We start from the raw sequence: 25,101 nt of genomic DNA on the forward strand, positions 1-25,101 counted from the left end.
CGGGGGTGCGCGGGTCAGGTCCGTCCGCTGCCGCCGGCCGCGACCGGTTCGGCCGCCAGGGGCGTCTCGGCCGGCCGGGGCCCGACGGCCACGGCCAGCAGCCCGAAGCCGATGGTGACGGCGAACCCGGGCACGGCGATGCCGGAGTCGTTGACGAGCGCGCCGATGACGGCGACGGCGGTGAGGCCGATGACGGCGGCCTGCACCTCGTTCGAGCGGATCGGGGCGCGCCGGCGCCAGATGTGGACCGCGCCGATGATCGCCGCCAACGCGACCCACGTCAGCGGCCGGCCGATGGTGCCGACGGCGGCGTCGGCCTTGCGCAGCAGGATCCCGGTCGCGGACCCGTCCAGGACCGAGCCGACGAACCGGCCCAGGTGCGTCTGGTCCTCTTGGGGCCGCAGGTAGTCGAGGACCCCGCCGATGGCGAACACGGCGACCGCCGCGCCCCCGGCGAGCGCGAGCGACCCCAGCGAGAGCCGCCGCCCCCACAGTTTCAGGCAGCACAGGATCCCCGCGGCCACGAGCGTGAGCGTCCCGCCCATGTCCCGCCCCAGCGTGGGGGCGCCGACGATGACGACGGCGACCACGCCGATGGCGATGGGCCCCCACACGCGGGCGCGGCCCCGCCACGGTAGGAACGCGACCAGGAGGATCACGGCGGCGGCGAAGACGCTGAAGGCGTAGTTGCCCAGGCCCGTGAAGCGGGCCCCGGCCTGCGCCGTGTACCCCATGGGGGTGTGCAGCGGCCACGTCGCGCCCGAGACCTGGTCGACGGCGATCAGCGCCGCCGCGGCCCCGGCGACGATCAGTGTCGGCCGCACTCCGCGCCGCGTCCACGGCAGCGACGACGCGACGGTCAGGGCCGTCACGCCGGCGGCGATGATCGCCCAGAACACCAGGTCCGGGTGGTCGGATCGCCACCACGGCGGGATGCCGGCCGCGACCCCGGCCACCGGGACCGCCGCCACGGCCACGCACACCGTCCGCGCCGGGCCCCGGAACCGGTCGGGCCCGGTCACCAGCCACACGGCCGCCCCCACCGCGATGATCCCCACACCGGACAGGACCGCGTAGAACCGCCAGCCGATGTCGTCGACCGCGGCCGCCGCGGCGGTCTCGTCGATCCCTTCGGCGACGGCCTCGCCGCTGGTGCGGGCCTCGTCGGGCAGGACCGTGATCGGCGCGCCCCCGACCGCCGCCGGCAGCTCCGCGCCCACGGCGGCGAGCGCGGTCGCGGTGAGGTCGACCAACTGCACGTACCCTTCGCGGCCCGTGCCCGGCGACGTCAGGTCCCCCGGCGCCACCCCGGCGCCCGAGTACAGCACCGGGTGCAGCGACGAGGGCGCGGCGGCATCGCTGATGCCGGCGACGATGAGCCGCCAGTCCTCGGGCAGCGCCGCCGTGACCGTCCCGACCGCGACGTCGACCGCCGCGGCCGCGCGCGCCCGGACCGGGTCGGCCTCGGGCGTGATCTCCCCGACGTCCTCGCTCGCCCCCGCACTGGCCTCGACGTCGATGTCGTCCTGGCCGAGCTGGTCGTAGTCGGTGGCGGTGTCGGGGGCGTTGTCGGCGGTGTCGCCGACGATGATCCCGGGGTCGACGATGACGACGTCGCACGCGGCCATGGCCGCCCCCAGCCCGTCGAGCCCCGGCGCCCAGAACGTGATGCGCCCTTCGGTGTCGGCCGCGGCCAGCGCCCCGCCGTCGCCGATCCCGGCCACGCACGTGCCCGGGTCCGGTTCGACCACCGGGTCGCCGTTCGTCTCGGCCTCCACGGCGGCCTCCTGCTGCGCCGCCGCCGACTCCGCCAGCGCGTCCGCCAGCGACCCGAGGCGGGCGCCGTAGTTGAACGCCGCGTTCGCGTCCACGAGCGCGTCCCACGCCTCGATGCGCCAGCCCCCGTCGTCCTCCACCGGCGCCGGCAGCGCCGACTGCGCCTCGCACTGCGCCTCCCGCGGGGCCGCCCCGCCGGCCCGCTCGCCCGCGCCCAGGCTCACCCAGCCCGCCTCCGGGCACGTCCACGACCCGATGGTGCGCACGCTCATCGCCGCGGTCGCCCCCGACCCGGCCATCGCCCACAGATTCGGCGTCACCGCCGCGTCGATGTCGGTCCACGCCAGCCCCGGCACGCCGACGACGATGATCCCCGCCGCCTCCTCCTCCGCGGCGGCCGCGCCCGCAGGCGGCATCGCCAGCACCGCGCCGACCACCGCCAGCGCCGCAGCGGCCCCCCGACGCCACGAACCGCCCCAGGACCCGCGTCCCCCCGCCACCGATGTCATGCCCGTAGTCTATGGGGTCCCCGCCCCCGGGCCAGGTCCCTCCCGCCGGAGCCGCGCCACACCCCGCCGCGCCGCCCCCGCGGGCGCGCCCGCGGACGCGTTATGGTGAGGCGATGCGCACCATCGCCACCGCCAACGTCAACGGCATCCGGGCCGCCGCCAAAAAGGGCATCATCCCCTGGCTCGAACAGGTCGAAGCGGACGTGGTGCTGCTCCAAGAGGTCCGCGCCGACCGCACCCAGATCCCCGACGAGGTCCTCGCCGCCGGCGGCTGGCACTGGCACCTCGCCCCCTCCCTGACCGCGAAAGGCCGCGCCGGCGTCGCCGTCCTCACCCGCGACGAACCCCAGGACGCCCGCATCGGCTTCGGCGCCGACGAGTTCGACGGCTCCGGCCGCTACGCCGAGACCGACCTCCCCGGCCTCACCGTCGCCAGCCTCTACCTGCCCTCCGGCGAGACCGACACCCCCCGGCAGGCCGAGAAGGAACGGTTCATGGCCGCCTTCGCCGACTACCTGACCGCCGCGGCCGCCAAAGCCGCCGCCGACGGCCGCGAACTCCTCGTCTGCGGCGACTGGAACATCGCCCACGCCGAAGCCGACCTCAAGAACTGGAAATCCAACAAGAAGACCGCCGGATTCCTCCCCGCCGAACGCGCATGGCTCACCCGCCTCTACAGCACCGGCACCTTCGTCGACGTCGTCCGCGCCCTCCATCCCGACACCGAAGGCCCCTACTCGTGGTGGTCCTACCGCGGCCGCGCCTTCGACAACGACGCCGGCTGGCGCATCGACCTCCACGTCGCCACCGCCGGCCTCGCCGCCAAGGCCACCAAAGCCTGGGTCGACCGCGCCCCCGCCCACGACCAGCGCTGGTCCGACCACGCCCCCGTCCTGGTGACCTACGACGCCTGACCGGTCCAACGACACCACCCCCCGGCTGGCCGACCGGCCACCGCAGCGGGCACCATTGAACCCCGTGAGCCTCATCGACTACCTGCCCGCCTCGAACGCGCCCGAACCCGACGACGTCTACACGGCCTTCGCCCAGTGGGCCGAGGACACCGGGATCGTCCTCTACGAGCACCAGGAAGAGGCCCTCCTCGCGATCTGCACCGGCCAGAACACCGTCATCGCCACCCCCACCGGCTCCGGGAAGTCGCTGATCGCCGCCGCCGCGCACTTCAACGCCCTCGCCAACCAGCGCACCTCCTTCTACACCGCCCCCATCAAAGCCCTCGTGTCCGAGAAGTTCTTCGAACTGTGCGCACAGTTCGGCCACGACAACGTCGGCATGCTCACCGGCGACGCCGCCGTCAACCCCGACGCGCCCCTCATCTGCTGCACCGCCGAAATCCTCGCCAACCTCGCCCTCCGCGAAGGCGCCGCCCTCGACTGCGACTCCGTCGTCGCCGACGAATTCCACTTCTACGCCGAACCCGACCGCGGCTGGGCCTGGCAGGTGCCCCTCCTCGAACTGCGCCGCGCCCAGTTCACCCTCATGTCCGCCACCCTCGGCGACACCGAGTTCTTCGAACAGGACCTCACCCGCCGCACCGGCCGCGAAACCGCCCTCATCGCCTCCGCCACCCGCCCCGTCCCCCTCCACTACGAATACCGCAAAACCCCCCTCCACGAGACCGTCGAGAACCTCGTCGACCAGCACCGCGCCCCCGCCTACATCGTCCACTTCACCCAGGCCGCCGCCCTCGACACCGCCCAAGCGCTCTCCAGCCTCAACCTCGTCGACAAGAACGCCAAGACCGCCATCGCCGCCGCCCTCGGCGGCTTCCGCTTCACCACCAAGTTCGGCCAGACCCTCGCCCGCCTCGTCCGCGCCGGCATCGGCGTCCACCACGCCGGCATGCTCCCCAAATACCGCCGCCTCGTCGAACGCCTCGCCCAACAAGGCCTCCTCAAGATCATCTGCGGCACCGACACCCTCGGCGTCGGCATCAACGTCCCCATCCGCACCGTCGTCTTCACCGGCCTCGCCAAATACGACGGCCGCCGCACCCGCCGCCTCCGCGCCCGCGAATTCCACCAGATCGCCGGCCGCGCCGGCCGCGCCGGATTCGACACCGAAGGCTTCGTCGTCTGCCAAGCCCCCGACCACGTCATCGAAAACGAGAAGGCCCAGCAGAAATTCGGCCTCGACCCCAAAAAACGCAAGAAGATGGCCAAGAAGAAAGCCCCCGAAGGCTTCGTCGGCTGGTCCGAGGAGACCTTCACCGGCCTCGCCGACGCCCCGCCCGAACCCCTGCAGTCGCGCATGCGCATGACCCACGCCATGCTCATCAACCTCCTCGCCAGGCCCGGCAACACCTTCGACCACGTCCGCACCCTCATCGAGGACTCCCACGCCGACCGCCCCACCCAACTCAAGATGGCCCGCACCGCCCTCACCATCGCCCGCACCCTCCGCGACGCCGGCATCATCCTCATCGACGGCGGCAACGTCAAACTCACCGTCGACATGCCCGACCACTTCGCCCTCAACCAGCCCCTCGCCCCCTTCGCGCTGGCGGCCCTGGAGCTGCTGGACCCGGAGTCGGACGAGTACGCCATGGACGTCGTCTCCATCGTCGAGGCGACCCTCGAAGGCCCCGGCCAGATCCTGGCCGCGCAGCGCAACAAGGCCAAAGGCGCCGCGATCGAGGCCATGAAAGCCGACGGCCTCGACTACTACGACCGCATGAACCAGCTCGAAGACACCGAAGTGGACTACCCCAAGCCCCTCGCGGACCTCCTCGAAGAGGCCTTCAGCGCCTACCGCACCAGCCATCCGTGGGCCGCCGACTACCGCCTCGAACCCAAGTCGATCCTCCGCGAGATCTGGGAGGGCCGCATGACCTTCGGCGAGTACATCGGCCTCTACGGCATCCAACGCGGCGAAGGACTCCTGCTGCGCTACCTCTCCAGCGCCTACAAGGCCCTCGTCCAGACCCTCCCCGAGGACACCGGCGGCCCCGAACTCGACGACCTCACCGCCTGGCTCGGCGAGACCATCCGCCAGACCGACTCCTCGCTCATCAACGAATGGGAACAGCTCACCAACCCCGCCGAAGACGACGACGACATCGACACCGGCCGCCCCGCCCGCGCCTTCACCGACAACGAACGCGCCTTCACCATCGCCGTCCGCAACGCCGCCTTCCGCCACGTCGAATTCGCCGCCGCCGACCGCCCCGAAGCCCTCGCCGCCCTCGAAACCGGCTGGCCCGCCGCCAAATGGGACGCCGCCCTGGAGCGGTACTTCGCCGCCCACGACGACATCGGCACCACCGGCGCCGCCCGCGGCGGCGAACTCCTCCACATCGAGAAGACCGGCCGCACCTGGACCGTCCGCCAGACCATCGACGACCCCGCCGGCGACTGCGACTGGGCCATCACCTTCACCGTCGACCTCGACGCCTCCGACGAAGCCGGCGCCGTCGTCATCACCGTCGACGACTTCACCGACTAACGCACCACCCCCCACCGGACCCGAGGATCGATAGCATCACCGCATGCCCCGACTCCTCCCCGCCGACGCCCTCCACGGACCGCCGACACGGGCCCGCTGGACCGCCGTCCTCGCCGCGGCGCTGGCCCTGACGGCCTGGAACACCGACTGGACCGCGCTCGGAGACACCGCCCGGGGTCTCCTCCCGGGCACGAGCGAGCAGTACGACTGGGACACGGCCGAACTGGAGGCCGCCCCGGACGTGGACAACGCCGCCACCGCGGCCGAAGGCCTGCACGACATCACCGACATCGAGTCGGCGATGCTCGCAGTCGACGACATGATCCTGCTCCTGGTCTGGGACGCATCGGTGTCGATCCCCCACGTGCGCGTCGAGGCCTATACCGACGCCTACGGCAGCGGGCTCCGCCTCGGCATCGCCACCGATACGACCACCGCACCAGGCACCGGATGTGTCAGCGCAGTCCTCACGACCCCGGAGCACCACCCCAGCACCAGTCTCCAGACCTGCACCAGAACCGACCAGCACCGCGCCCCCGACCACAGCGCCGTCGCCGAAGACGCATGGAGACCCGACCACCTGTTCCTCACCCAGACCGCCAACGTCGATCCGCCCGACCGCGCCCGACCCACCCTCATCGACTACTACGGTCTGGGCCACGACACCGGCAACGCCTACGAGTCGGCCCTCTGGGGACCCAACATCACCGAGCCCTACCTGGGCGCCACCGAACCCGGCTGCGACAACGCCGCCGTCAACCTCATGCTCGACGACTCCCATCTCGACACCGGCTACCCTGCAGTCGGCCTGACCAGGGAAGTCCCCGAACCCGTCGCCTCACCCGCCTGGGCCGAACCCACCCCCGGCCGACTGCGGACCCTCGCCTGTACGCCGATCAGCCAACACCGCCACGGCAACGGACACCTGATCACCGCCGAACCGTTCGAACAGCACGCACCGGCCGCCCTCACCGGCTGGGCCCAGTACAACGCCGCCACCCGCGACCCGCAACCGATCCGCACCGCCGTCGCCGTCGACCTCCGCTCCTGCGACACCGACCTCGATCACTGCACCACCGACACCCACACGGACCCGCACTACCTGAAGAACAACGGCACCGCCGGCGAATGGATGAGCGAACTCCTCGACCCCGACCGGTGAAGGCCGCCCCGCCGAGACCCGGATGGCAGAATCAGGCGGATGCTCCCCGACCTCTACCACTCCCCCATCGGCACCCCGATCCACACCGCCACGGTCCTCCAGCACAACACCGGCAACCAGGCCACCGGCGGCATCTGGCGGGTCACCGGACCCGGCGGCGACGCGATCCTCAAGCACCTCACCCCCGGCAGCGGCGGCCACGCCCACTGGGCCGCCTCCGACGACCCCCGGCACTGGAACCACTGGCGCCGCGAACACCACGCCTACACCACCGGCTTCGCCCACGCCTACGGCCGCGACACCGGCATCGGCGCCCCAGCGCTGCTCGCCCACGGCGAACGCCCCGACGGCAGCCTCGAACTCTGGCTCGAAGCCGTCGACGGCACCCACGGCCGCCACTGGACCCTGCCGATGCTCGCCGACTTCGCCCACCGCCTCGGCACCACCCAAGCCCGACACGCCGCAACCCCCGACCAGCCCTGGCATTCCCGACAGTTCCTACGCCAATACGCCGGCCGCCTCGACTACACCCCCATCCCCTGGGACCACCCGATCGCCGCCGCCCACTGGCCCGACCCGATCCGCCAAGGCCTGCGCCTGATCTGGGAACGCCGCACCGACCTGTTCGACCTCGCCGAAGCCCTGCCCCACACCACCGGCCACCTCGACGTCTGGCCCATGAACCTCATCCGACGCGGCGACGAACCCGTCCTCCTCGACTGGGCTTTCACCGGCCGCGCCGCCATCGGCGAAGACCTCGCCAACCTCATCGCCGACACCTTCTTCGACGGCCTCCAACCCGTCCACCGCCTCGCCGAGACCGAAACCCTCCTCACCGACGCCTACCTCACCGGACTCCGCGAAGCCGGATACGCCGACGAGGCCGCCACCCGAACGGCCATCGCCGCCACCGGCGCCGCCAAGTACTGTTGGCTCGCCCCTGCGATGCTCACCCGCCTCGCCGCCGGGCACTCCACCGCCAGCGCCGACTACGACACCGAAACCGACGACGCCCGCATCCTCGAACGCCGCCGCCCGATCCTCGCGATGCTCGTCCGCTGGGCCCGCACCGCACTCCAGACCTGAAAGCACACCATGCCCGTCCCGATCACCGACCAGTACGCCGTCCCCGACAGCGAGATCCGCTGGCGCTTCTCCCGCTCCTCCGGGCCCGGCGGCCAAGGCGTCAATACCACCGACTCCCGCGTCGAACTGGTCTTCGACCTCGCCCGCACCAAAGCCCTCCCGCCCGCGCTCGTCGAACGCGCGCTCGCCCGCCTGGGCGACCGGGTGGTGGAGGGGACGGTGGTGGTCGCGGCCTCGGAGTTCCGCTCCCAGCTGCGCAACCGCGAAGCCGCCGCCGAGCGCCTCGGCGAGCTGCTGCGACGCGCGATCGCCGCGCCGCCGCCCCCGCGCAAAGCCCGCAAGCCCTCCAAGGGCGCGAAACGGCGGCGCCTGGAGGACAAGCGCCGCCGATCGAGCGTCAAGAAACTGCGCCGCAGCACCGACGACTAACGCTCCGGCAAGGGCTCCCCGAAGTCGGGGGTGCCGTCCGCGTTCCAGCCGAAGTACTGGAGACGGCAGTGCCGGTCGGGGTTGTCCAGCGGGTCGCCGACGATCTCCGCGTACGAGCGGGCATGGAAGACCAGCACGTCCCGGCCCTCCTCGTCGACGGTGAAGGCGTTGTGCCCCGGCCCGTAGATCCCGTTGGCCTCACTGGTGGTGAACACCGGCTTCGGGCTCTTGGACCAGGACGCCGGGTCGAGCAGGTCCGCGTCCGCGTCGGCGCTCAGGAGGCCGACGCAGTACTCGGCCCCGGTCCCGGCCGCCGAGTAGGTGATGAAGACCTTCCCGTTGCGCACCAGCGCGTACGGGCCCTCGTTGACGGCGAAGCGGACCGTCTCCCAGTCCAGCTCCGGCCGGCTGAGCTCCACCGGCTCCCCCGCGATGGTCCACGGGTTCGCGAGCTCGGCCAGGTACAGGCTCGTGTTCGTGCCCGGCAGGGCCGGGTTGTGCTGCGCCCAGCACAGGAAGCGCCGGCCGCCGTGGGCGAACGTGGTCGCGTCGAGGGAGAACGAGTCGATCGGGGTCTGGATCTGGCCCCGCTCGGTCCACGTGCCTTCGAGGGGGTTCGGGCTCCGGTTCTCCAGGACGTACATGCGGATGCGCCACACGTCGGCGGTCGCCGAGTCCGCCTCCCCGGCGGCGAAGTACACGTACCAGGCGCCGTCGACCCAGTGCAGTTCCGGCGCCCAGATGTGCGAGCCCATCGGGCCCTCGGGGTGCCGGACCCAGATCGTGGTCTCCTCGGCGTCGCGCAGCCCCGCGAGGGCGTCGGCCCCGCGCAGCACGATCCGGTCGTACGCCGGGACCGTCGCCGTGAAGTACCAGCGGCCGTCGGTGTGGCGCACGATCTGCGGATCGGCGCGTTCGAGAATGAACGGATTCGGGAAGTTATCGGTAACAATCGGTCGGGTCATCGCACTGCCTTTCATTGATCCCAGAGAAACCCTACAACTCCACCCGCAGCGACCCCGCCGGCTCGACCTCCGCCGCCCCCGCCGTCTGCGACGCCAACCAGCCCACCAGCAACTCCGCATCCGCACACGCCAGATCGAACACCACCGCCGGACCGAACGCCACCTCCACCAGCCGCACATCCTCACGCAACCGCAGCAGCCCCTCGATGCTCCCCGCCAGACCGTACGCCACCCGCACCGACAACCGCGGCCACACCGCCACCACCACCGTCCCGGCCGCCTCCACCGCCGCCGACACCGCCGACCCGTACGCGCGCACCAGACCGCCCGCCCCGAGCTTCACCCCGCCGAAATACCGCGTCACCACCGCCAGCACCTCCGTGAGATCCCGCCCGCGCAGCACCTCCAACATCGGCGCACCCGCCGTCCCGGCAGGCTCCCCGTCGTCATTGGACCGAGCGATCCGACCCTCATCGAGCACATACGCCGTGCAGTGGTGACTCGCCCCCCAATACGCCCGGCGATGCGCACCGATCCGCTCCCGCGCCTCCGCATCGGACCCCACCCGATACAGCGTGCACACGAACCGAGACCGTTCCACCACGATCTCATGCGACGACTCGGCGACAGCGACGGTATGCACGACCGGTCAGCCCACCACCCCGTGCTCCCACGCCCACGCCGCGATCCCCACCCGATTGCGGACCCCGAGCTTCGCCCGCACCGCCTCCAGATGCGTCTTCACCGTCGACACCGACACGAACAACGCCTCGGCGATCTCCGCGTTCGTCTTCCCGCGCGCCGCCAACTCCACCACGTCCAACTCGCGCTCGGTCAACACCTCGACCGCCTTCGGCCCCGACGCCACCGGCTCGGTCAACCGCTCCAACAACCGCACCGTCACCGACGGCGAGATCAACGACTCCCCGCTCGCCGCCGCACGAACCGCCTCCACCAGCAGCGTCGGACCCGAATCCTTCAACAAGAACCCCGTCGCACCCGACCGCAACGCCCCGTACACGTACTCATCGGTGTCGAACGTGGTCACCACCACGATCCGCGGACCCGTCCCGTTCGCCCCCGCCAACAGCGTCCGCGTCGCCTCCAACCCGTCCAGACGCGGCATCCGGATGTCGAACAAACACACGTCCGGCTTCAACCGACGCGCCTCCGCGACCGCCACCACCCCATCAGGAGCATCCGCCACCACCTCCATATCGGGCTGGGCGTCGACGATGGCCCGGAACCCAGCCCGGACCATCTCCTGGTCGTCTGCGATCAGCACTCGAATAGCCACGCCCCGAGCCTAACCGCCCGCCGACACTACGCCGCCGCGCCCGCCAGTTCACGCTCCCGCGCCACCACCGGCTCCGCCGGCGCCGGCGCCACATCCGACTCCGCCGCAGGCTCGACACGCACCCGCTCCACCGCCGACAGCAGCGCCTCGCGCTCCAGCACCGCCTTGCGCGCCGCAGCGCGCCGGCGGATCACGATCGTGGTCGACACCAGGACCAGCCAGGTGCCTTCCAGGAGGATGAGCCCGTAGTCGTGGCCGATGACGGCCGCGCTCAGCAGGATCGCGCACGCCGAGACCACCAGGCCCAGCGAGGCCGGCTTCGTCGCCTGGATCCGGTGGGTCTGCACGAGCAGGTAGTTGGTGATGTACAGGAAGGCCCCGCAGAGCTGGAGCATGATACGCAGGTCGAAGTCGTGCACGACAGATCCTCAATGGTCACGATGGCAGGCAGGAAGAAGCCCGCGCCCGATGGGCGCGGAGAAAAAAGAAGCAATGAAAACCGGGTGGGTTTACGCGGTAGTGGCCGGATGGCCGGCCGGTCTGCTCCGCGCGCAGACCTCGAACGCCGCCCCGCGCCGCACGCGCGTCTGCAACGAGCCGCAGATGCAGCGCGTCCAGACCGTCACGCCCGACGGACTGCGATGCCGCGAGACGGTCGTCACCGGATCGTCGTCGGGCCAACCGCAAAACGGGCAGCACTGCATGACCGCGTCCTCCTAACAAAGGCATCGGGAATCTCAGGGACGAGCACGAGCCGATGTCGCTCCGGGCGAACACCGCGCACTGTTCCGCGCTCACTATCGAGGTTAAGGTCCCATTCGCACGGGCTACAAGACCCCGGCCGCCCGAGTTTGCGAAACTCATCGTGAAGCGAACGCTTAAGGGATGGAGACCACACGTGATCGACCTCAGACGACTGCACGTGCTGCGGGCGATCGCCCACCACGGCACCGTCTCCGGCGCGGCGAAAGCCCTGCACATGTCCACCTCCGCCGCCTCGCAGCAGATCCGGCTCCTCACCAAGGACCTCGGCGTCCCGCTCCTCGAACCCGTCGGCCGCGGCGTCCGCCTGTCGTCGGCGGCACACGTCCTCATCGCCCACATCGACGCCATCGAGGCCATGTGGCGCCTCGCCGAGGCCGAACTCCAGGCGACCGAGGGCGAACCCTCGGGGCTGCTGCGCCTCTGCGGCTTTCCCACCGCCATCGCGACGCTCCTAGCGCCGCTGGTCGAGACCGCCCGCACCCGCCACCCCGCGCTGGAACTGCGGCTGCGCGAGGCCGAGGCCTCCGAGAGCTTCGACCTGCTCTTCGCCGGCGAGGCCGACCTCGCCCTCGTGGAGGCCACCCCCGACAACCCGCCCCCCGAGGACATCCGCTTCGACGCCCAGACCGTCTTCAACGACCCGTTCGACCTCGTCGTCCCCGGCGGCCACTGGTGCGGCAAGGCCGAGAAGGCCGACCTGCGCGACCTCGAACGCGAACCGTGGATCCTCGGCGTCCCCGGCTCCATGCACCGCCGCCACGTCCTCACCGCGTGCTCCAACGCCGGGTTCCGGCCGACCGTCACCGGCGAGGCCCGCGAATGGAACGTCATCGCCGTCATGGTCGCCCACGGCATGGGCGTCGCCCTCATCCCGCGCCTGGTCGACCTGCCCCACCACCTCGACCTCGTGCGCGTGCCCGTCTCCGGGCCCTTCACGCCGTTCCGCCACTTCCGGGCCGTGACGCTGCGCGGCGGCGCCCGCCGCCCGGCCGTCGCGGCCGTCATGGAACTCCTCCAGGAACTCATCCGCGCCGCCGAGGGCATCGGCCCCCTCCCTGAACCTGAAACGGATTCGTAAGCCGTCACCGGTACTGACCTGCGCCGACCGGTGCGCGCGATCGCCCTCACTGGACACTGAACTCCGTTACGCTGTCCGCATGTCCGACCACGCCAGCCACAGCGACACCGCCTCACCCGCGCCCCGCCACCTCCGCATCCACGGCGGCACCGAACTGGCCGGATCCATCGACGTCAAGACCTCCAAGAACGCCGGCGTCGCCCTGCTGTGCGCCAGCCTGCTCAACCGCGGCCCCACCGTCCTGCGCCGCATCGCGCGCATCGAGGAGATCAACCGCATCCTCCGCGTCCTGGAGAGCATCGGCGTCCACCACCAGTGGCGCGGCCAAGACCTGGAGATCCACCCGCCCGAACGCCTCGACCTCACCAGCATCGACGCCGACGCCGCCCGCCGCACCCGAACGATCATCATGTTCCTCGGCCCGCTCCTGCACGACCACCCCGAATTCGAGCTGCCCTTCGCCGGCGGCTGCCAACTCGGCGACCGCACCGTCGAACCCCACCTCACCGCCCTGCGCCGCTTCGGCCTCTCCGTCGAACGCTCCCACGGCTGCTACCGCGCCTCCGTCAAAGAACACGTCGAACCGCCCGGCACCATCGTCCTGACCGAACGCGGCGACACCGTCACCGCCAACGCCCTCACCGCCGCCGCCCGCTTCCCCGACGTCACCGTCATCCGCAACGCCTCCAGCAACTACCAGGTCCAAGACCTGTGCTGGTACCTCGAACGACTCGGCGTCCGCATCGACGGCATCGGCACCACCACCCTCACCGTCCACGGCCGCGAGATCCTCGACACCCCCGTCGACTACGCCCCCTCCGAGGACCCCATCGAAGCCTGGAGCCTCGTCACCGCCGCCATCGCCACCGAATCCGAGATCACCGTCCGCCGCACCCCCATCGAATTCGTCGAGATCGAACTCGCCCTCGCCGAAGAGATGGGCCTGGCCTACTCCAAGAGCCCCGAATACCTCGCCGCCAACGGCCGCACCCGACTCGTCGACCTCACCGTCCACCCCTCACCGCTGCACGCCGCCGCCGACAAGATCCACCCCATGCCCTTCCCCGGACTCAACATCGACAACCTGCCCTTCTTCGCCCTCATCGGCTCCTGCGCCAAGGGCTCCACCATGATCCACGACTGGGTGTACGAGAACCGCGCGATCTACCTCACCGAACTCAACCGCCTCGGCGCCAAAGTACGACTGCTCGACCCCCACCGCCTCCACGTCGAAGGACCGGTGCAGTGGTCCGGCGCCGAAGTCCTCTGCCCACCCGCACTGCGCCCCGCCGCAGTGCTCCTCCTGGCGATGCTCCGCGCCCAGGGCACCTCGGAACTGCGCCACGTCGACGTCATCCACCGCGGCTACGAACAGCTCGCCGAACGCCTCCAGCACCTCGGCGCCCGCATCGAACCCTTCTGACACACCGGACGCGGGCGGAGCCGCCGCTCGTATGTGACACTTCCACTCATGAACACGCCCTCCGACGTGCCGCCGCAGACGTACGCGCTCATCAGCCTCGTCCAGGCCCACCTCAAACACCTCGACAAGGTCGAGGGCGAGGTCCTCGCCAGCCCGCAGTGGGAGGCCGCGGTCGAGTCCACCCGGACGGTGGCGGCCGTGAAGGCCCCCGGGACGGCGATCACCGCGGCGGACATCCCGATGATCGTCGGCACCGGCTCCCCCGACCGGCAGCGCCGCCTCTACGCCACCATGCCCGTGAGCGCCGAGATCGCGGCCCTCGCCGACGAGTCCGAAGTGGCCCTGTTCGCCTACAACCGGCGCGGCCGCCTCCAGCCCGCCAACCGCACCGCCGGCCGAGCCCAGTCGCGCGCCTGGTATCCGCCCGCGAAGGCCATCGCACCCATGCGCATCATCGACGACGCCGTGTGGGCCGAGGTCCTCGCCGGCGGCGGCGACCCCGGCCGCCCGAGCGTCTTCGAAGCCGCCGCCGGCTGGCTCGTGCTCCTCATCGCCACAGCCCTCCTGGCCACCGCGGCCTACCTGATCCTCGAGTACTTCCACCTCGTCTGATCCCCCTCGACGAGGTTCTCTCCGAGCCTCCGGGTCCCGCTTGCCGAGCACCGGTACCCGAAGGCTGTTGTTCTCGATGAGCGCACGGGCGAAGCCCGTGCTCGTGTTCTGCGTTGCGATTTCGCGTGACTGATGACGAGGTTTTTTACCTCGGAGTCGATATATCTTGTAATTACTGTCATAATGGACGCATGTTGAAGATGGCCATACTCGGATTCCTGCGTGACTTCCCGCTGCACGGCTACGACCTGAAGAACCGGGTCGCCAGCCTCGCGGGCCACGTCCGGCCCATCGCGGACGGGACCCTCTACCCCACCATCAAGAAGCTCGAAGACGCCCAGTGCCTCACGCGGCGCACCGCCCCCGGGTCGGTCGCCGCCCCCCGCCACATGCTGGAGATCACCCAGACCGGCACCGACCAGCTCCGCCGATGGCTGCGCGATCCTGAACCGGGGTTCATCACCGACGACAACAAGTGGTACGTGCTCCTCGCGTTCCTGCACCACCTGGAGAACCCGCGCGAGCAGGCGCTCGTCCTCACCCGGCGGCGCGAATTCCTCGACCGGCCCGCGCAGCTGTTCTTCGACGAGCAGGGCGCGCCCATCCCGCCCGAACGGCTCGAATCCCCCTTCCGCAAGGGCCTCATGCAGATCCACCGGTCCACCAACCTGACCGAGATCGACTGGCTCGATCGCCAGATCGGCGAGCTCAACGCCCGCGCCGGATTCACCGCCGCACGGTGAGATCAGCGCGGTGAGGCCGACGCCCGGTGAGCGCGGCCGCCCCGCGGTGGGATCATCGCGTTCGGCACCTCCCGCCGTTCGCAGAAAGACACCGGTCATGGAAGCACTCGAACTGCAGTACAGGTACAACGGTCTCACCACGCCGCACGTCGCCGACGCGCTCCTCCGGCTGGGCGTCCCGGTGCGGTCGGCGCCGGCCGACGTCCGGCCGCTCTGGCACGGCACGCGCCTGATCGGCCCCGCCCGGCCCGCGCGCCACTACGGCTCCGTCGACGTCTTCCTCGAAGCCTTCGAACGGGCCCGGCCCGGCGACGTGCTCGTGGTCGACAACGCCGGCCGCGACGACGAGGCCTGCGTCGGGGACCTCGCCGCCTTGGAAGCGCGCCAAGCCGGCCTCGCGGGCATCGTGATCTGGGGCCTGCACCGCGACACCCGCGACCTCCACGCCATCCGGCTGCCGGTCTTCAGCCAGGGGGCCGTGCCCGCGGGACCGCAGCGGCTCGACCCGCAGGAACCCGAGGCGCTGACCGCCGCCCGGTTCGGACCGCACCTCGTCACCGAAGCGGACTTCGTACTCGGCGACGACGACGGCGTCCTGTTCCTGCCGCTCGACCGCGCGGCCGACATCGCCGAGGCGGCGGCATCGATCCGGGACGTCGAACACCGCCAGGCCACTCTCATGGGCCTCGGCACCAGCCTGCGCGAGCAGGTCAGGTTCGCCGAGTACCTCGCGTCGCGCGAGCGGGACGGCACGACGTTCCGCGGGCATCTGCGCGCGATCGGCGGCGCGATCGAAGAGTGAGTCCGGCGGGCGCACCGGCTCGAACGGCCGCGGCCGTTCGAGCCGCGCCGTTCTGGGCACTCAGCGCGGGAACGCGTTCATCGACGACCGGAACGGGACACCGACATGAGCTCACTTCCCCACACGACCGTTCGCCGGCGCACCTTCCTCACCGGTGTGGCCCTCACCGCCGCCGCGGGCTGCGGCGAGGAGGCCCCGGAGGAGGATCCGTCCCCGAGCGAGACCGCGTCGGCGACGCCGACCGAAGCGCCCGCCGCACCCGACTTCAGCGCCGCGGAGACCGTGGCCACCGGCCTCGCAGTGCCCTGGGGCCTCGTCTTCCCGCCCGATGAGGACGCCTTGGTCGGCGAGCGCGACTCCGGTCGGGTCCTGCGCGTGCCGCTCGGCGGCGGCGAGCCCGAGGAGGTCTACCGGATCGAGGACATCGACCCGGACGGCGAGGGCGGTCTGCTCGGGCTGGCGGTCTCGCCGTCCTATGCCGAGGACGGGTACGTCTACGCCTACTTCACGGCCGGCGACGGGAACCGGGTCGTGCGGTTCCGGCTGGACGGCGAGATCGAACCGGTCTTCGACGGCATCGCCGCCGCCGACCACCACGACGGCGGCCGGATCGCGTTCGGCCCGGACGGTCTGCTGTACGCGGCCACCGGCGACGCCGGAGAGCCCGACCGCGCGCAGGACCCCGAGAGCCCGAACGGCAAGATCCTGCGGCTCACGCCCGAGGGCGATCCGACTCCGGACAATCCGACGCCCGACTCGCCCGTCTACAGCCTGGGGCACCGCAATGTGGAGGGGTTCGCCTGGGACGGCGAGGGGCGCCTGTTCGCCTCCGAGTTCGGGTCCGATCAGGCCGACGAGGTCAACCGCATCGAGCCGGGCGGCAATTACGGGTGGCCGGAGGTGGAGGGCGAAGGCGACATCGGCGGCGGCGAGTACACCAACCCCTTGGTCACCTGGTCGCCGAGCGAGGCGTCGCCGGCGGGCGTCGCGGTCGCCGGCGACACGCTCTATGTCGCCGCGCTGCGCGGCGAGCGGCTGTGGGCGGTGCCTTTGACCGGGGACGGCGGGCTCGGTGAGCCGGAAGCGCTGCTGGAGGGCGAATACGGCAGGCTGCGGACGGTGGCGACCGCGCCGGACGGGTCGTTGTGGCTCACCACCTCCAATGAGGACGGCTACGGGGATCCGCGCGAGGGCGGCGACCGCATCATTCGGTTCCCGGCCGGATGAGGCGCAGGGACGTCGACCGGGGTCGCTGTGCGGCCGTAGTGCCGGGCGGCGGGTCCGCTGGGAACGGCGCGGCGCCGGTCAGCCCGCGGCCGCCCGGTAGCGGTCGGCGAGGCGGCGCAGGTGGTCGCGCAGCGCTTGCGGGGCTTCGACGGTGAACGGGACGTCGAGGGCGCTGATGTAGGCGGCGAGGTCGTTGAGGGAGTCGCTGCCGGTGCGCCACAGGCTCTCGCCTTCGCCCGCGGGTTCGAGCAGGCCGCTGCCGGGCGGGAGCGCTTCGGCGAGCGAGGAGGCCGGGGCGTGCAGGCGGACGACCGCCTGATGGCGCCAGGCGGTCTGGCCGAGGCCGCGGAGCACGTGCGCGGCGGCCGCCTCCGGCGGTTCCCTCGGGGTGAAGCGGGGTCCGTTGGGGGTGCGCGGCCGGATGCGGTCGGCGCGGTAGGTGCGCCAGTCGCGGCGGTCGACGTCCCATGCGAGGAGGTACCAGCGCCGTTCGGTGTAGACGAGCCGGTGCGGTTCGGCCCGGCGGCGCGTCTCCTCCCCCGTCCGGTTCCGGTAGTCGAAGCGCAGCTGCTCGTGCCGGTAGGCGGCCTCGGCGACCGCGGTCAGCACCTCGGCGTCGACGGTGGGCCCGGAGCGCGCGGCCGAGACGGTGGCCGACCGCAGCATGTCGATGCGGCGGCGCAGCCGCGAGGGCATGGTCTGCTCGAGCTTGGCGAGGGCGCGCAGCGAGGTCTCCTCGATCCCGGCCACGGACCCCGACGCGGCCGCGCGCAGGCCCACGGCGACCGCCACGGCCTCGTCGTCGTCCAGCAGCAGGGGCGGCACCGCGTTCCCCGCTTCCAGGCGGTAACCCCCGGCGCTGCCGGTCGTGGACCTGACGCGGTAGCCGAGCCGCCGCAGCCGGTCGATGTCGCTGCGCACGGTCCTGGTCGAGACGTCCAGGCGCTCGGCGAGCGCCGCGCCGGTCCAATCGGGCCGGCCCTGCAGCAGCGCGAGGACGCGCAGCAGGCGCGCGGAGGTCTCCAGCATTCGCCGATTCTCCCACCCATTGCGGAAGCAGATCTTCCGCAATGGCCCATAGCGTGGGTGCCAACGACCACGAAGGAGACCGGACATGCTGCGAGGATTCACCACCATCACCTATTTCGCCGAGGACCTCGAGGCCGCGAAGGCCTGGTACACCGAGCTGCTGGGCGTCGAACCGTACTTCGAGGTGCCCGGCGGCTACGCCGAGTTCCGCGTGGGCGACTACCTGCACGAGCTCGGCATCGTCCAGGGCGGCTGGGCGCCGCACGACATGAGCGCCGCCCCCGGCGGCGCGGTCATGTACTGGCACGTCGACGACCTCGACGCGTCGGTCGAACGGCTGCGGGCCCTGGGGGCCGAGGAGTACGAGCCGAAGACGCAGCGCGGGGAGGGCTACGTGACGGCGTCCTTCGTCGACCCGTTCGGGAACGTCCTCGGCGTCATGGAGAACCGGCACTACCGCGACGTGCTCGCCTCGGTCGGGAAGGGGGCGTGAGCGTGGAGGTGCTCGAGTTCCGCGACCGCGCGGCGTGGGAGGCGTGGCTGGCGGCATGCCGGGGCGAACGGGAGGCGTGGCTGCGGATCGGCCAGGAGTCGTCCCCGCATGGACGGCTCCGCATCGGCCCGGCCCTGGAGGCGGCGCTGTGCTTCGGGTGGATCGACGGGCACCGCAGGGGACTGGACGAGGCGTCGTTCCTGCAGCGGTACTCCCCGCGTCGCGCCCGCAGCCCCTGGTCGGCGCGCAACCGGGCCTCGGCCGAGGACCTGATCGCGTCGGGTCGGATGCGGCCGGCGGGCCTGGCCGCGATCGAGGCGGCCCGCGCCGACGGGCGCTGGGACCGGGCGGCGGTCTCCCGAGTGCGATGATGACCGGGTCCATCGAGGAGGCGGCATGAACGGACCCGGCCGGACGCGGCCCCAGACGACGATCTTCACCCGCATGTCCGCGCTCGCGCAGCGCCACGGCGCGGTGAACCTCGGCCAGGGCTTCCCCGACGAATCCGGGCCCGCGCACGTGGTCGAGGCCGCCGCGGCCGCGATGCGCGAGGGCCGCAACCAGTACCCGCCCCTGGCGGGGATTCCCGAGCTGCGGCAGGCGATCGCCGAGCACCAGCGGCACTGGTACGGTCTCGCCCCCGATCCCGACGAGGGCGTCACGGTCACCGCCGGAGCCTCCGAGGCCATCGCGGCCGCGATGCTCGCCCTGGTCGGCCCGGGCGACGAGGTGGTCGCCCTCGAACCGTTCTACGACTCGTATCAGGCGTGCGTGAGGATGGCCGGCGGCGTTCTGGTGCCGGTGCGGCTGGAGGCGCCCGGGTTCCGGCTCGACCCGGCCCGGCTCGCGGCCGCGGTCACCGACCGGACCCGGGTGCTGCTGGTCAACTCGCCGCACAACCCCACGGGCACGGTGCTCGGCCGCGCCGAACTGGAGGCGATCGCCGCGGTGGCGATCGAGCGGGACCTGCTCGTGGTCACCGACGAGGTGTACGAGCACCTCGTGTTCGACGGTCGCGAGCATGTGCCGCTCGCCTCGCTGCCGGGCATGTGGGAGCGGACCGTGAGCATCGGCTCGGCCGGGAAGACGTTCTCGCTCACCGGCTGGAAGATCGGCTGGGCGACCGGCCCGGCCGCGCTGGTCGAGCGGGTGCAGGGCGTCAAGCAGTGGCTGTCCTTCGCCTGCGGCACCCCGTTCCAGTACGGCGTCGCGGCGGCCCTGGCCGCGGGCGAGGACTACTACCGGGAGTACGTCGCCGGATACGGCGAGCGGCGCGACCTCCTCGTCGCCGGCCTGCGGGACCTGGGTTTCGACGTGCGGGAACCCGAGGGCACCTACTTCGTGACGACGGGCATCGAGCCTTTCGGCTACCAGGACGGCATGGCGTTCTGCCTGGAGCTGCCGGAGCGCTGCGGCGTCGTCGCGATTCCGAACCAGGTCTTCTACCTCGATGCCGATATACCGCGTCCTGAAGTCCGGTTCGCGTTCTGCAAGCCCGTGGAGGTCTTGGAGGAAGGCCTCGCACGCCTCCGCGCGGGCCTCGCGAGATAAGGTGGCCTCCATGCGTTCTGGCAAGCTCTCCCCGCCCGCCGCCTAAGGCGGGCAGTCGCCCTCTCCCGTGCCGGTCATGGACCGGCGCGTGTTCCAGGCATGCCCGCAGACGAGTGCCACTCATCCGCGACGCTCATCTGGAGAACGCATGTCGACCTCGACCCTCACCCCCGCTCGCCCTGCTGAGGCCGCCGCCCGGCGCGGGCTCGGCTTCCTCACCGTCACCGGTCTCGCCTGGGGCACCACCGGCGCCGCCGCCGAGATCATCTACCGCGCCGGGGACATGGGCCCCATGGCCGTGTCCTTCTGGCGCCACCTCGGCGGCCTCGCGCTGCTGCTCGCCTTCACGGCGATCCGGCCCCGGCCGCGCCGCACGACCGGCGTGCCGCTGCGACGGCGCGCGGCCCTGCTGACCGGTGTCGGCATCGGCATGGCGGTCTTCCAGACCGCCTACTTCGCGGCCGTCGACGCCACCGGGGTCGCGGCGGCCACGCTGCTCACGCTCGGGTCCGGGCCGATCCTCACCGCGATCGGAGGCCGGCTCCTCATCGGCGAGCGGCTCGGCCGCGGCGGCGTCATCGCGGTCGCCGGGGCGTTGGCCGGTCTCGGCGTCCTCGTCGGCGGCAACGCCGACGGCGTCGTCGCACCCCTCGGCGCGGTGTACGCGCTCCTGTCGGCCGCCGGGTATGCGGCCGTGACCCTCCTGGGCCGCGCCACCGGCCGCCGCCGCGACGGGGAGGACCCGTTCACGCTCACGATGTGGTCCTTCGGGATCGGCGCGGCGGTCCTGCTCGCCCCCGCCTGGGCCGAAGGGCTCCTCCCCGGGGAGGGCGCGGCCGTGTCCTTCGCCGCCGTCGGCTACCTCGCGGTGTTCACCACCGCGCTGGCGTACCCGCTGTACTTCGCGGGCGCGGCCCGCGTGCGGGCGACGACGGCCTCGGTGATGATGCTCCTCGAACCGGTCACCGCCGCGTTCCTGGCGGTGGCGTTCCTGGGCGAGCCGTTCACGATCGCGACCGCGGCCGGCTCGGTGGTCCTCCTGGGGTCGATCGCCGCGCTCGCCGCGGCCGAATCCCGGCGCTAGGCCGACAGCAGTGCGGCCTCCGGCCGGACCGTGCCGCACGGCGGCACGGTCCGGCCGGAGGCCGCTGCAATGCTCGGACACGCCCCGCGGGGACGGTGCGTCGCCGAGCGCGAAAGGCGGTCGGCGCTACCGGCCCGAGCGCAGCTGCTGGAGCGTGACGGCCGAGGCCCACAGCCAGATGAATGCCCCGCCGGCGAGCATCCACCGGTAATCGGCCGCGGCGAACGAGACCGCGGTGAGCACCAGGTACAGGGCGGGCACGACATAGCAGGCGACGCGCCACGCGGTCCGGTGCTCGAGGCGGAACCGGCGTGCGAAGACGAAGCAGGCGGCGAGCAGCGTGAGCCCGGCTCCCGGGGCGGCGAACGCGTGCAGGATGCTGTGCCAACTCTGCTCGGCGGGAGCGCCGTCCGGGGCGCCGGCGGGATAGCCGAAGGCGGGGTCGGCCACGAAGACGCCGCCCCACACCAGCGCGATCCCGTAGAGGCCCACCAGCCTCGGCCCCCACTTGGAGGCGGGACCGGCCGCGAGCGAGTGCCGCAGTCCCGCGGCTCCGGCCAGGGCCAGCAGGCCGGAGACGACGAAGTTCGCGATCTGGAGCCAGCCGAGGTCGCCGAGGCTGAGCAGGCTCAGCGGGTGGACGACGGGGTCGAACCCCTCCCGGGTCGCGGCCTGCGCGACGGTGACGCCGACGAACAGCGGTCCCGCGGCCACACCGCACGCGAGCAGGCCGCGGACGGCGGCAGTGCGGGTCGCCGGGGCGTCCGAGGGGGCGGTGGCGGTTTCGGTCGTCATCAGTGTGCTCCTTAGGGCTGGTGATGGGTTTCGCACGGATAGACGAAGCGGCGGCCGCGGATTCATCGGCGGTGGGGACCGTCGCCTTCGCAGGGGCGGCGCTCGTCCGGCGATCGAGGGACCGGGGCGGCGTCCGGTGAGGCCCGCCCCTGCCGTCGGGCTCTCCGACCCGGGAGAATGGCGGCAGCCGAGGGAAGGACGCTCATGCCCGCCTTGAACGAGATCCAGATCCGCGACCCGTTCGTGCTCCACGTGCCCGAGGAGGACCGCTACCACCTCTTCGGCAGCACCGACGCCGACATCTGGCGCGGACCGGCCACGGGCTTCGACACCTACTGGAGCACCGATCTCGCGCAGTGGCACGGCCCGATCCCGGCGTTCCGCCCCGCCTCGGACTTCTGGTCGCACACCCAGTACTGGGCCCCTGAGGTGCACCGCTACGACGGCGCCTACTACATGTTCGCGACCTTCACCGCCGAGGGGCGCCGCCGCGGCACGCAGGTGCTCCGCGCCGACCGCGCGGCCGGTCCGTACACCCCGTGGTCGGAGGGGCCGCTCACGCCCCGCGACTGGGAATGCCTCGACGGCACCCTGCACGTCGAGGACGGGACGCCGTACATGGTGTTCTGCCACGAGTGGAAGGACGTGGGCGACGGCGAGATCCGGGCCTTGGAACTGACGCCGGATCTGCGCGGCTCGGTCGACGGGTCGCAGTTGCTGTTCACCGCCTCGGAGGCGCCGTGGGCGCGTCCGCTCGATCGGCCGGGGTCGACCGCCTACGTGACGGACGGGCCGTTCCTGCATCGGACCGCCGACGGCCGGCTGCTGATGCTCTGGTCGAGCATGGGCGAGGGCGGCTATGCCCTGGGCGTCGCGACCTCGGAGTCGGGCGGCGTCCGCGGACCGTGGCGGCAGGCGCCGGAGCCCCTGTGGCCGCAGGACGGCGGGCACGGGATGGTCTTCAGGGACGGCTCGGGGCGGCTGTGGCTGACGCTGCATCAGCCGAACCGGACCCCTGAGGAGCGGGCGCGGTTCATCGAGGTCGAAGAGGCGCCGGGCGGTCTCGCGCTGCGTTGAGCGCACTGCGGCCGCGCCCGGAGACCGAGCAGCGGGGTCTCGCCGGTCCGGCCTCAGCGGCCGGTGGTCGGCGGGATGAACGACACGGCCGACCTGCCGGTGACCCGTCCTCCCGGATCGAGCTCGATCCGCTCGTTGGCGGCGACCGACAGCCTCAGGCTCCGGGGGTCGGCCGCCGGTCGGTGGAGGACGAGTTCGCCCGACACCGTCGCGGGGCTCATCCCGATGACCGTGCGCAGCTCCCCCGCTTGATCGGTCGCGAGCCGCCATCCGCGCGGGAAGGCGTACCGGAGCGCGCCGTCGCAGTGCACCTCGACGCGCTCGTCGTCGGCCGCGAGGTCGTAGGCGCGGCCGCCGACCCGCCGCGCGTAGGCGGTCGCCTCGGCGGCGGCGCCGTGGTCGAGTCGCGTCGGCGGCGTCCCGGTGAACCAGACTTCGCCGTCGGGGCGGGGCAGGACGCCGAAGCCCCGCTCCACCGTGTCCAGGAACCACAGGATCGACGGCGAGTACACCGAGGTGAACCCCGGTGCGCCGGACCACGGGTCGAGGCATTGCGGGAAGCGGTCGGCCGTCGCCATCGCCGCCAGCGCGGGCGCGGTGGCCACGGCGAGTTCGGCGACGTGGCCGTGGTGCTCGAACGCGTGCGGCGCGCGGAGCATGGAGAGGAGGTTGACCGGTCCGCCCCAGGAGTTGCGGGAGGCGTCGGCGTCGAACCGCGGGTCGTCGAGGGCGAGGGAGGTGAAGCCGTAGTGCGCGAGGAACTTCCGGGTGTTCATGAGGTAGGCGCGCAGCGCCCGCGCGAAGAACGGCTCGTCGCCGACCTCGCAGGCCAGGACCCGCAGCAGCACGTCGGACTGGACGCGGACGTGCTCGCCGGTGCGGTCGCGGTCGTAGAAGCAGCCGTCGGCGTCGTCGAGGCATTCGGTGTGCAGCGCGTGGAGTGCGGCGCGGGCCCGGTGCCGCCACGGTTCGCCGTCGCCGCCGAGCGCCTCGGCGATGCGGGCCAGGTAGGTGCGCTGGCAGGCGGCGTTGGCGGTCAGGTCCGGTGCGAGGTAGGGCAGGGTCGGCGAGTCGGGGTCGCAGCGGCGGGCGTCGCCGCGGAAGGCGCGGTCGGGTGCGAACCAGAATCGCGGTGAGAGGTCGTGGCCGGTGTCGAAGGTGCAGAACGCCTCGACCGCGCCGGTGCCGCGGGTGTCGCGGAACCGGGCGAGCCAGTCGTCGAACCGGGCCATGGCGCGGTACATCGTCTCCAGGAAGGCCCGGTCCCCGGTGCGCCGGTGGTGGTTCCAGACGGTGCGCGCCAGGGGCGTGACGATCTGGATCTGGCTGAAGCCGGGGCCCGCGTCGGTGACCTTGTACGGGATCATGCCGTCGTCGCGTTGGCGTTCGGCGAAGAGCAGGTGGGTGTCGCGGGCGATGCCGGGGGCGAAGCGGGCGAGCACTTCGGCGTTGATCGTGCCGGTGCTCTCGATCCACGCGCCGGGATAGACGCCCCCTTCGGTGAGGACGGGAGCGCTGCCGTCGAGGGGCCGGACGCATTGGGCGAGTTCGGTGAGCGCCTGGTGCCAGCGGTCCTCCAGCGGGCCGCCGACCGCGGCGAAGGCGACGCCCGCTGCGGCGAGTTCGCCGCCGAGCCCCGAGCCGTCGATGCGGGCGCGCGCGAGGGGGTCGGTCTCGCGGAGCCGGGCCAGCGCCGCTTGGATCTTCGTCATGGTCTCCCCCGGATGGCGGAG

25 protein-coding genes are annotated in these 25,101 nt (G+C 72.2%); 17 read left to right on the forward strand and 8 right to left on the reverse strand.

Annotated features, from left to right (window positions below; all coding sequences use genetic code 11):
* Positions 1–14 precede the first annotated feature (14 nt).
* Positions 15–2,285, reverse strand: coding sequence for a hypothetical protein (locus K3N28_RS09330; protein WP_228092224.1), 2,271 nt, complete (start codon positions 2,283–2,285; stop codon positions 15–17).
* 113 nt (positions 2,286–2,398) lie between these two features.
* On the opposite strand from K3N28_RS09330, the gene K3N28_RS09335 reads away from it, so the two are divergent.
* Genes K3N28_RS09335 through arfB form a run of 5 tightly spaced genes read left to right on the forward strand, consistent with a single transcriptional unit; the run spans position 2,399 to position 8,427 of the window.
* Positions 2,399–3,199, forward strand: a complete 801-nt coding sequence (locus tag K3N28_RS09335) for an exodeoxyribonuclease III (RefSeq protein ID WP_228092225.1) — start codon at positions 2,399–2,401, stop codon at positions 3,197–3,199.
* A 55-nt stretch (positions 3,200–3,254) separates the two neighbouring features.
* Complete coding sequence (locus K3N28_RS09340; protein ID WP_374209728.1) at positions 3,255–5,750, forward strand: DEAD/DEAH box helicase; 2,496 nt, start codon at positions 3,255–3,257, stop codon at positions 5,748–5,750.
* 43 nt (positions 5,751–5,793) lie between these two features.
* Positions 5,794–6,912, forward strand: coding sequence for a hypothetical protein (locus K3N28_RS09345; RefSeq protein WP_228092227.1), 1,119 nt, complete (start codon positions 5,794–5,796; stop codon positions 6,910–6,912).
* Between the two features lie 39 nt (positions 6,913–6,951).
* Positions 6,952–7,998, forward strand: coding sequence for a hypothetical protein (locus K3N28_RS09350; protein ID WP_228092228.1), 1,047 nt, complete (start codon positions 6,952–6,954; stop codon positions 7,996–7,998).
* Between the two features lie 9 nt (positions 7,999–8,007).
* A complete protein-coding gene (gene arfB / locus K3N28_RS09355) occupies positions 8,008–8,427 on the forward strand; it encodes an alternative ribosome rescue aminoacyl-tRNA hydrolase ArfB (RefSeq protein WP_374209729.1) in 420 nt (139 codons plus the stop codon).
* Here arfB and K3N28_RS09360 read toward each other — a convergent pair.
* Genes K3N28_RS09360 through K3N28_RS09375 form a run of 4 tightly spaced genes read right to left on the reverse strand, consistent with a single transcriptional unit; the run spans position 8,424 to position 11,108 of the window.
* Positions 8,424–9,392 carry a family 43 glycosylhydrolase gene (locus K3N28_RS09360; RefSeq protein ID WP_228092229.1) on the reverse strand — a complete coding sequence of 323 codons (969 nt, stop codon included), beginning with the start codon at positions 9,390–9,392 and terminating at the stop codon, positions 8,424–8,426. The two genes, arfB and K3N28_RS09360, sit on opposite strands and share 4 nt — an antisense overlap.
* Positions 9,393–9,423: 31 nt before the next feature.
* On the reverse strand, positions 9,424–10,035 hold the full coding sequence (locus K3N28_RS09365; RefSeq protein ID WP_228092230.1) for a YigZ family protein: 612 nt from the start codon (positions 10,033–10,035) through the stop codon (positions 9,424–9,426).
* Between the two features lie 6 nt (positions 10,036–10,041).
* Positions 10,042–10,689, reverse strand: coding sequence for a response regulator transcription factor (locus K3N28_RS09370; RefSeq protein WP_228092231.1), 648 nt, complete (start codon positions 10,687–10,689; stop codon positions 10,042–10,044).
* A 26-nt stretch (positions 10,690–10,715) separates the two neighbouring features.
* Positions 10,716–11,108, reverse strand: coding sequence for a hypothetical protein (locus K3N28_RS09375; RefSeq protein ID WP_228092452.1), 393 nt, complete (start codon positions 11,106–11,108; stop codon positions 10,716–10,718).
* A 49-nt stretch (positions 11,109–11,157) separates the two neighbouring features.
* Here K3N28_RS09375 and K3N28_RS09380 point away from each other — a divergent pair, with 49 nt between their 5' ends.
* The 7 genes from K3N28_RS09380 (at position 11,158) to K3N28_RS09410 (ending at position 17,339) form a co-directional block, all read left to right on the forward strand.
* Complete coding sequence (locus tag K3N28_RS09380; RefSeq protein ID WP_228092232.1) at positions 11,158–11,409, forward strand: hypothetical protein; 252 nt, start codon at positions 11,158–11,160, stop codon at positions 11,407–11,409.
* Between the two features lie 178 nt (positions 11,410–11,587).
* Positions 11,588–12,532: a LysR family transcriptional regulator gene (locus K3N28_RS09385; RefSeq protein ID WP_228092233.1), complete on the forward strand. Its 945-nt coding sequence runs from the start codon at positions 11,588–11,590 to the stop codon at positions 12,530–12,532.
* A gap of 79 nt (positions 12,533–12,611) precedes the next feature.
* Positions 12,612–13,955, forward strand: coding sequence for a UDP-N-acetylglucosamine 1-carboxyvinyltransferase (locus K3N28_RS09390; protein ID WP_228092234.1), 1,344 nt, complete (start codon positions 12,612–12,614; stop codon positions 13,953–13,955).
* A 48-nt stretch (positions 13,956–14,003) separates the two neighbouring features.
* Positions 14,004–14,567, forward strand: coding sequence for a hypothetical protein (locus tag K3N28_RS09395; protein WP_228092235.1), 564 nt, complete (start codon positions 14,004–14,006; stop codon positions 14,565–14,567).
* 191 nt (positions 14,568–14,758) lie between these two features.
* Positions 14,759–15,310 (forward strand): PadR family transcriptional regulator, encoded by a 552-nt coding sequence (locus K3N28_RS09400; RefSeq protein ID WP_228092236.1) that lies wholly within the window; start codon positions 14,759–14,761, stop codon positions 15,308–15,310.
* A gap of 97 nt (positions 15,311–15,407) precedes the next feature.
* Positions 15,408–16,112 carry an RraA family protein gene (locus K3N28_RS09405; protein ID WP_228092237.1) on the forward strand — a complete coding sequence of 235 codons (705 nt, stop codon included), beginning with the start codon at positions 15,408–15,410 and terminating at the stop codon, positions 16,110–16,112.
* Between the two features lie 105 nt (positions 16,113–16,217).
* Positions 16,218–17,339: a sorbosone dehydrogenase family protein gene (locus K3N28_RS09410; protein WP_228092238.1), complete on the forward strand. Its 1,122-nt coding sequence runs from the start codon at positions 16,218–16,220 to the stop codon at positions 17,337–17,339.
* A 78-nt stretch (positions 17,340–17,417) separates the two neighbouring features.
* Here K3N28_RS09410 and K3N28_RS09415 read toward each other — a convergent pair whose 3' ends face one another.
* Complete coding sequence (locus K3N28_RS09415) at positions 17,418–18,368, reverse strand: YafY family protein (protein WP_228092239.1); 951 nt, start codon at positions 18,366–18,368, stop codon at positions 17,418–17,420.
* Positions 18,369–18,453: 85 nt separating this feature from the next.
* Between K3N28_RS09415 and K3N28_RS09420 the strand changes: the two genes are divergently transcribed.
* From K3N28_RS09420 to K3N28_RS09435, 4 genes are all read left to right on the forward strand, one after another.
* Positions 18,454–18,861, forward strand: a complete 408-nt coding sequence (locus K3N28_RS09420; protein WP_228092240.1) for a VOC family protein — start codon at positions 18,454–18,456, stop codon at positions 18,859–18,861.
* Positions 18,858–19,232 carry a YdeI family protein gene (locus tag K3N28_RS09425; RefSeq protein ID WP_228092241.1) on the forward strand — a complete coding sequence of 125 codons (375 nt, stop codon included), beginning with the start codon at positions 18,858–18,860 and terminating at the stop codon, positions 19,230–19,232. Before K3N28_RS09420 ends, K3N28_RS09425 begins: the two co-directional genes overlap by 4 nt.
* A gap of 25 nt (positions 19,233–19,257) precedes the next feature.
* Complete coding sequence (locus K3N28_RS09430; protein ID WP_228092242.1) at positions 19,258–20,412, forward strand: pyridoxal phosphate-dependent aminotransferase; 1,155 nt, start codon at positions 19,258–19,260, stop codon at positions 20,410–20,412.
* Between the two features lie 148 nt (positions 20,413–20,560).
* Positions 20,561–21,496: a DMT family transporter gene (locus tag K3N28_RS09435; RefSeq protein WP_228092243.1), complete on the forward strand. Its 936-nt coding sequence runs from the start codon at positions 20,561–20,563 to the stop codon at positions 21,494–21,496.
* A 126-nt stretch (positions 21,497–21,622) separates the two neighbouring features.
* Here K3N28_RS09435 and K3N28_RS09440 read toward each other — a convergent pair whose 3' ends face one another.
* Positions 21,623–22,291 carry a DUF998 domain-containing protein gene (locus K3N28_RS09440; RefSeq protein WP_228092244.1) on the reverse strand — a complete coding sequence of 223 codons (669 nt, stop codon included), beginning with the start codon at positions 22,289–22,291 and terminating at the stop codon, positions 21,623–21,625.
* Positions 22,292–22,495: 204 nt separating this feature from the next.
* Between K3N28_RS09440 and K3N28_RS09445 the strand changes: the two genes are divergently transcribed.
* Complete coding sequence (locus K3N28_RS09445) at positions 22,496–23,368, forward strand: glycoside hydrolase family 43 protein (protein ID WP_228092245.1); 873 nt, start codon at positions 22,496–22,498, stop codon at positions 23,366–23,368.
* 53 nt (positions 23,369–23,421) lie between these two features.
* Here the strand turns inward: K3N28_RS09445 and K3N28_RS09450 are convergent, their stop codons facing one another.
* Positions 23,422–25,080, reverse strand: a complete 1,659-nt coding sequence (locus K3N28_RS09450; RefSeq protein ID WP_228092246.1) for a hypothetical protein — start codon at positions 25,078–25,080, stop codon at positions 23,422–23,424.
* Positions 25,081–25,101: the final 21 nt, after the last annotated feature.

The organism is Glycomyces sp. TRM65418, from assembly GCF_019710475.1.
In the GTDB taxonomy this organism is placed as follows: domain Bacteria; phylum Actinomycetota; class Actinomycetes; order Mycobacteriales; family Micromonosporaceae; genus Glycomyces.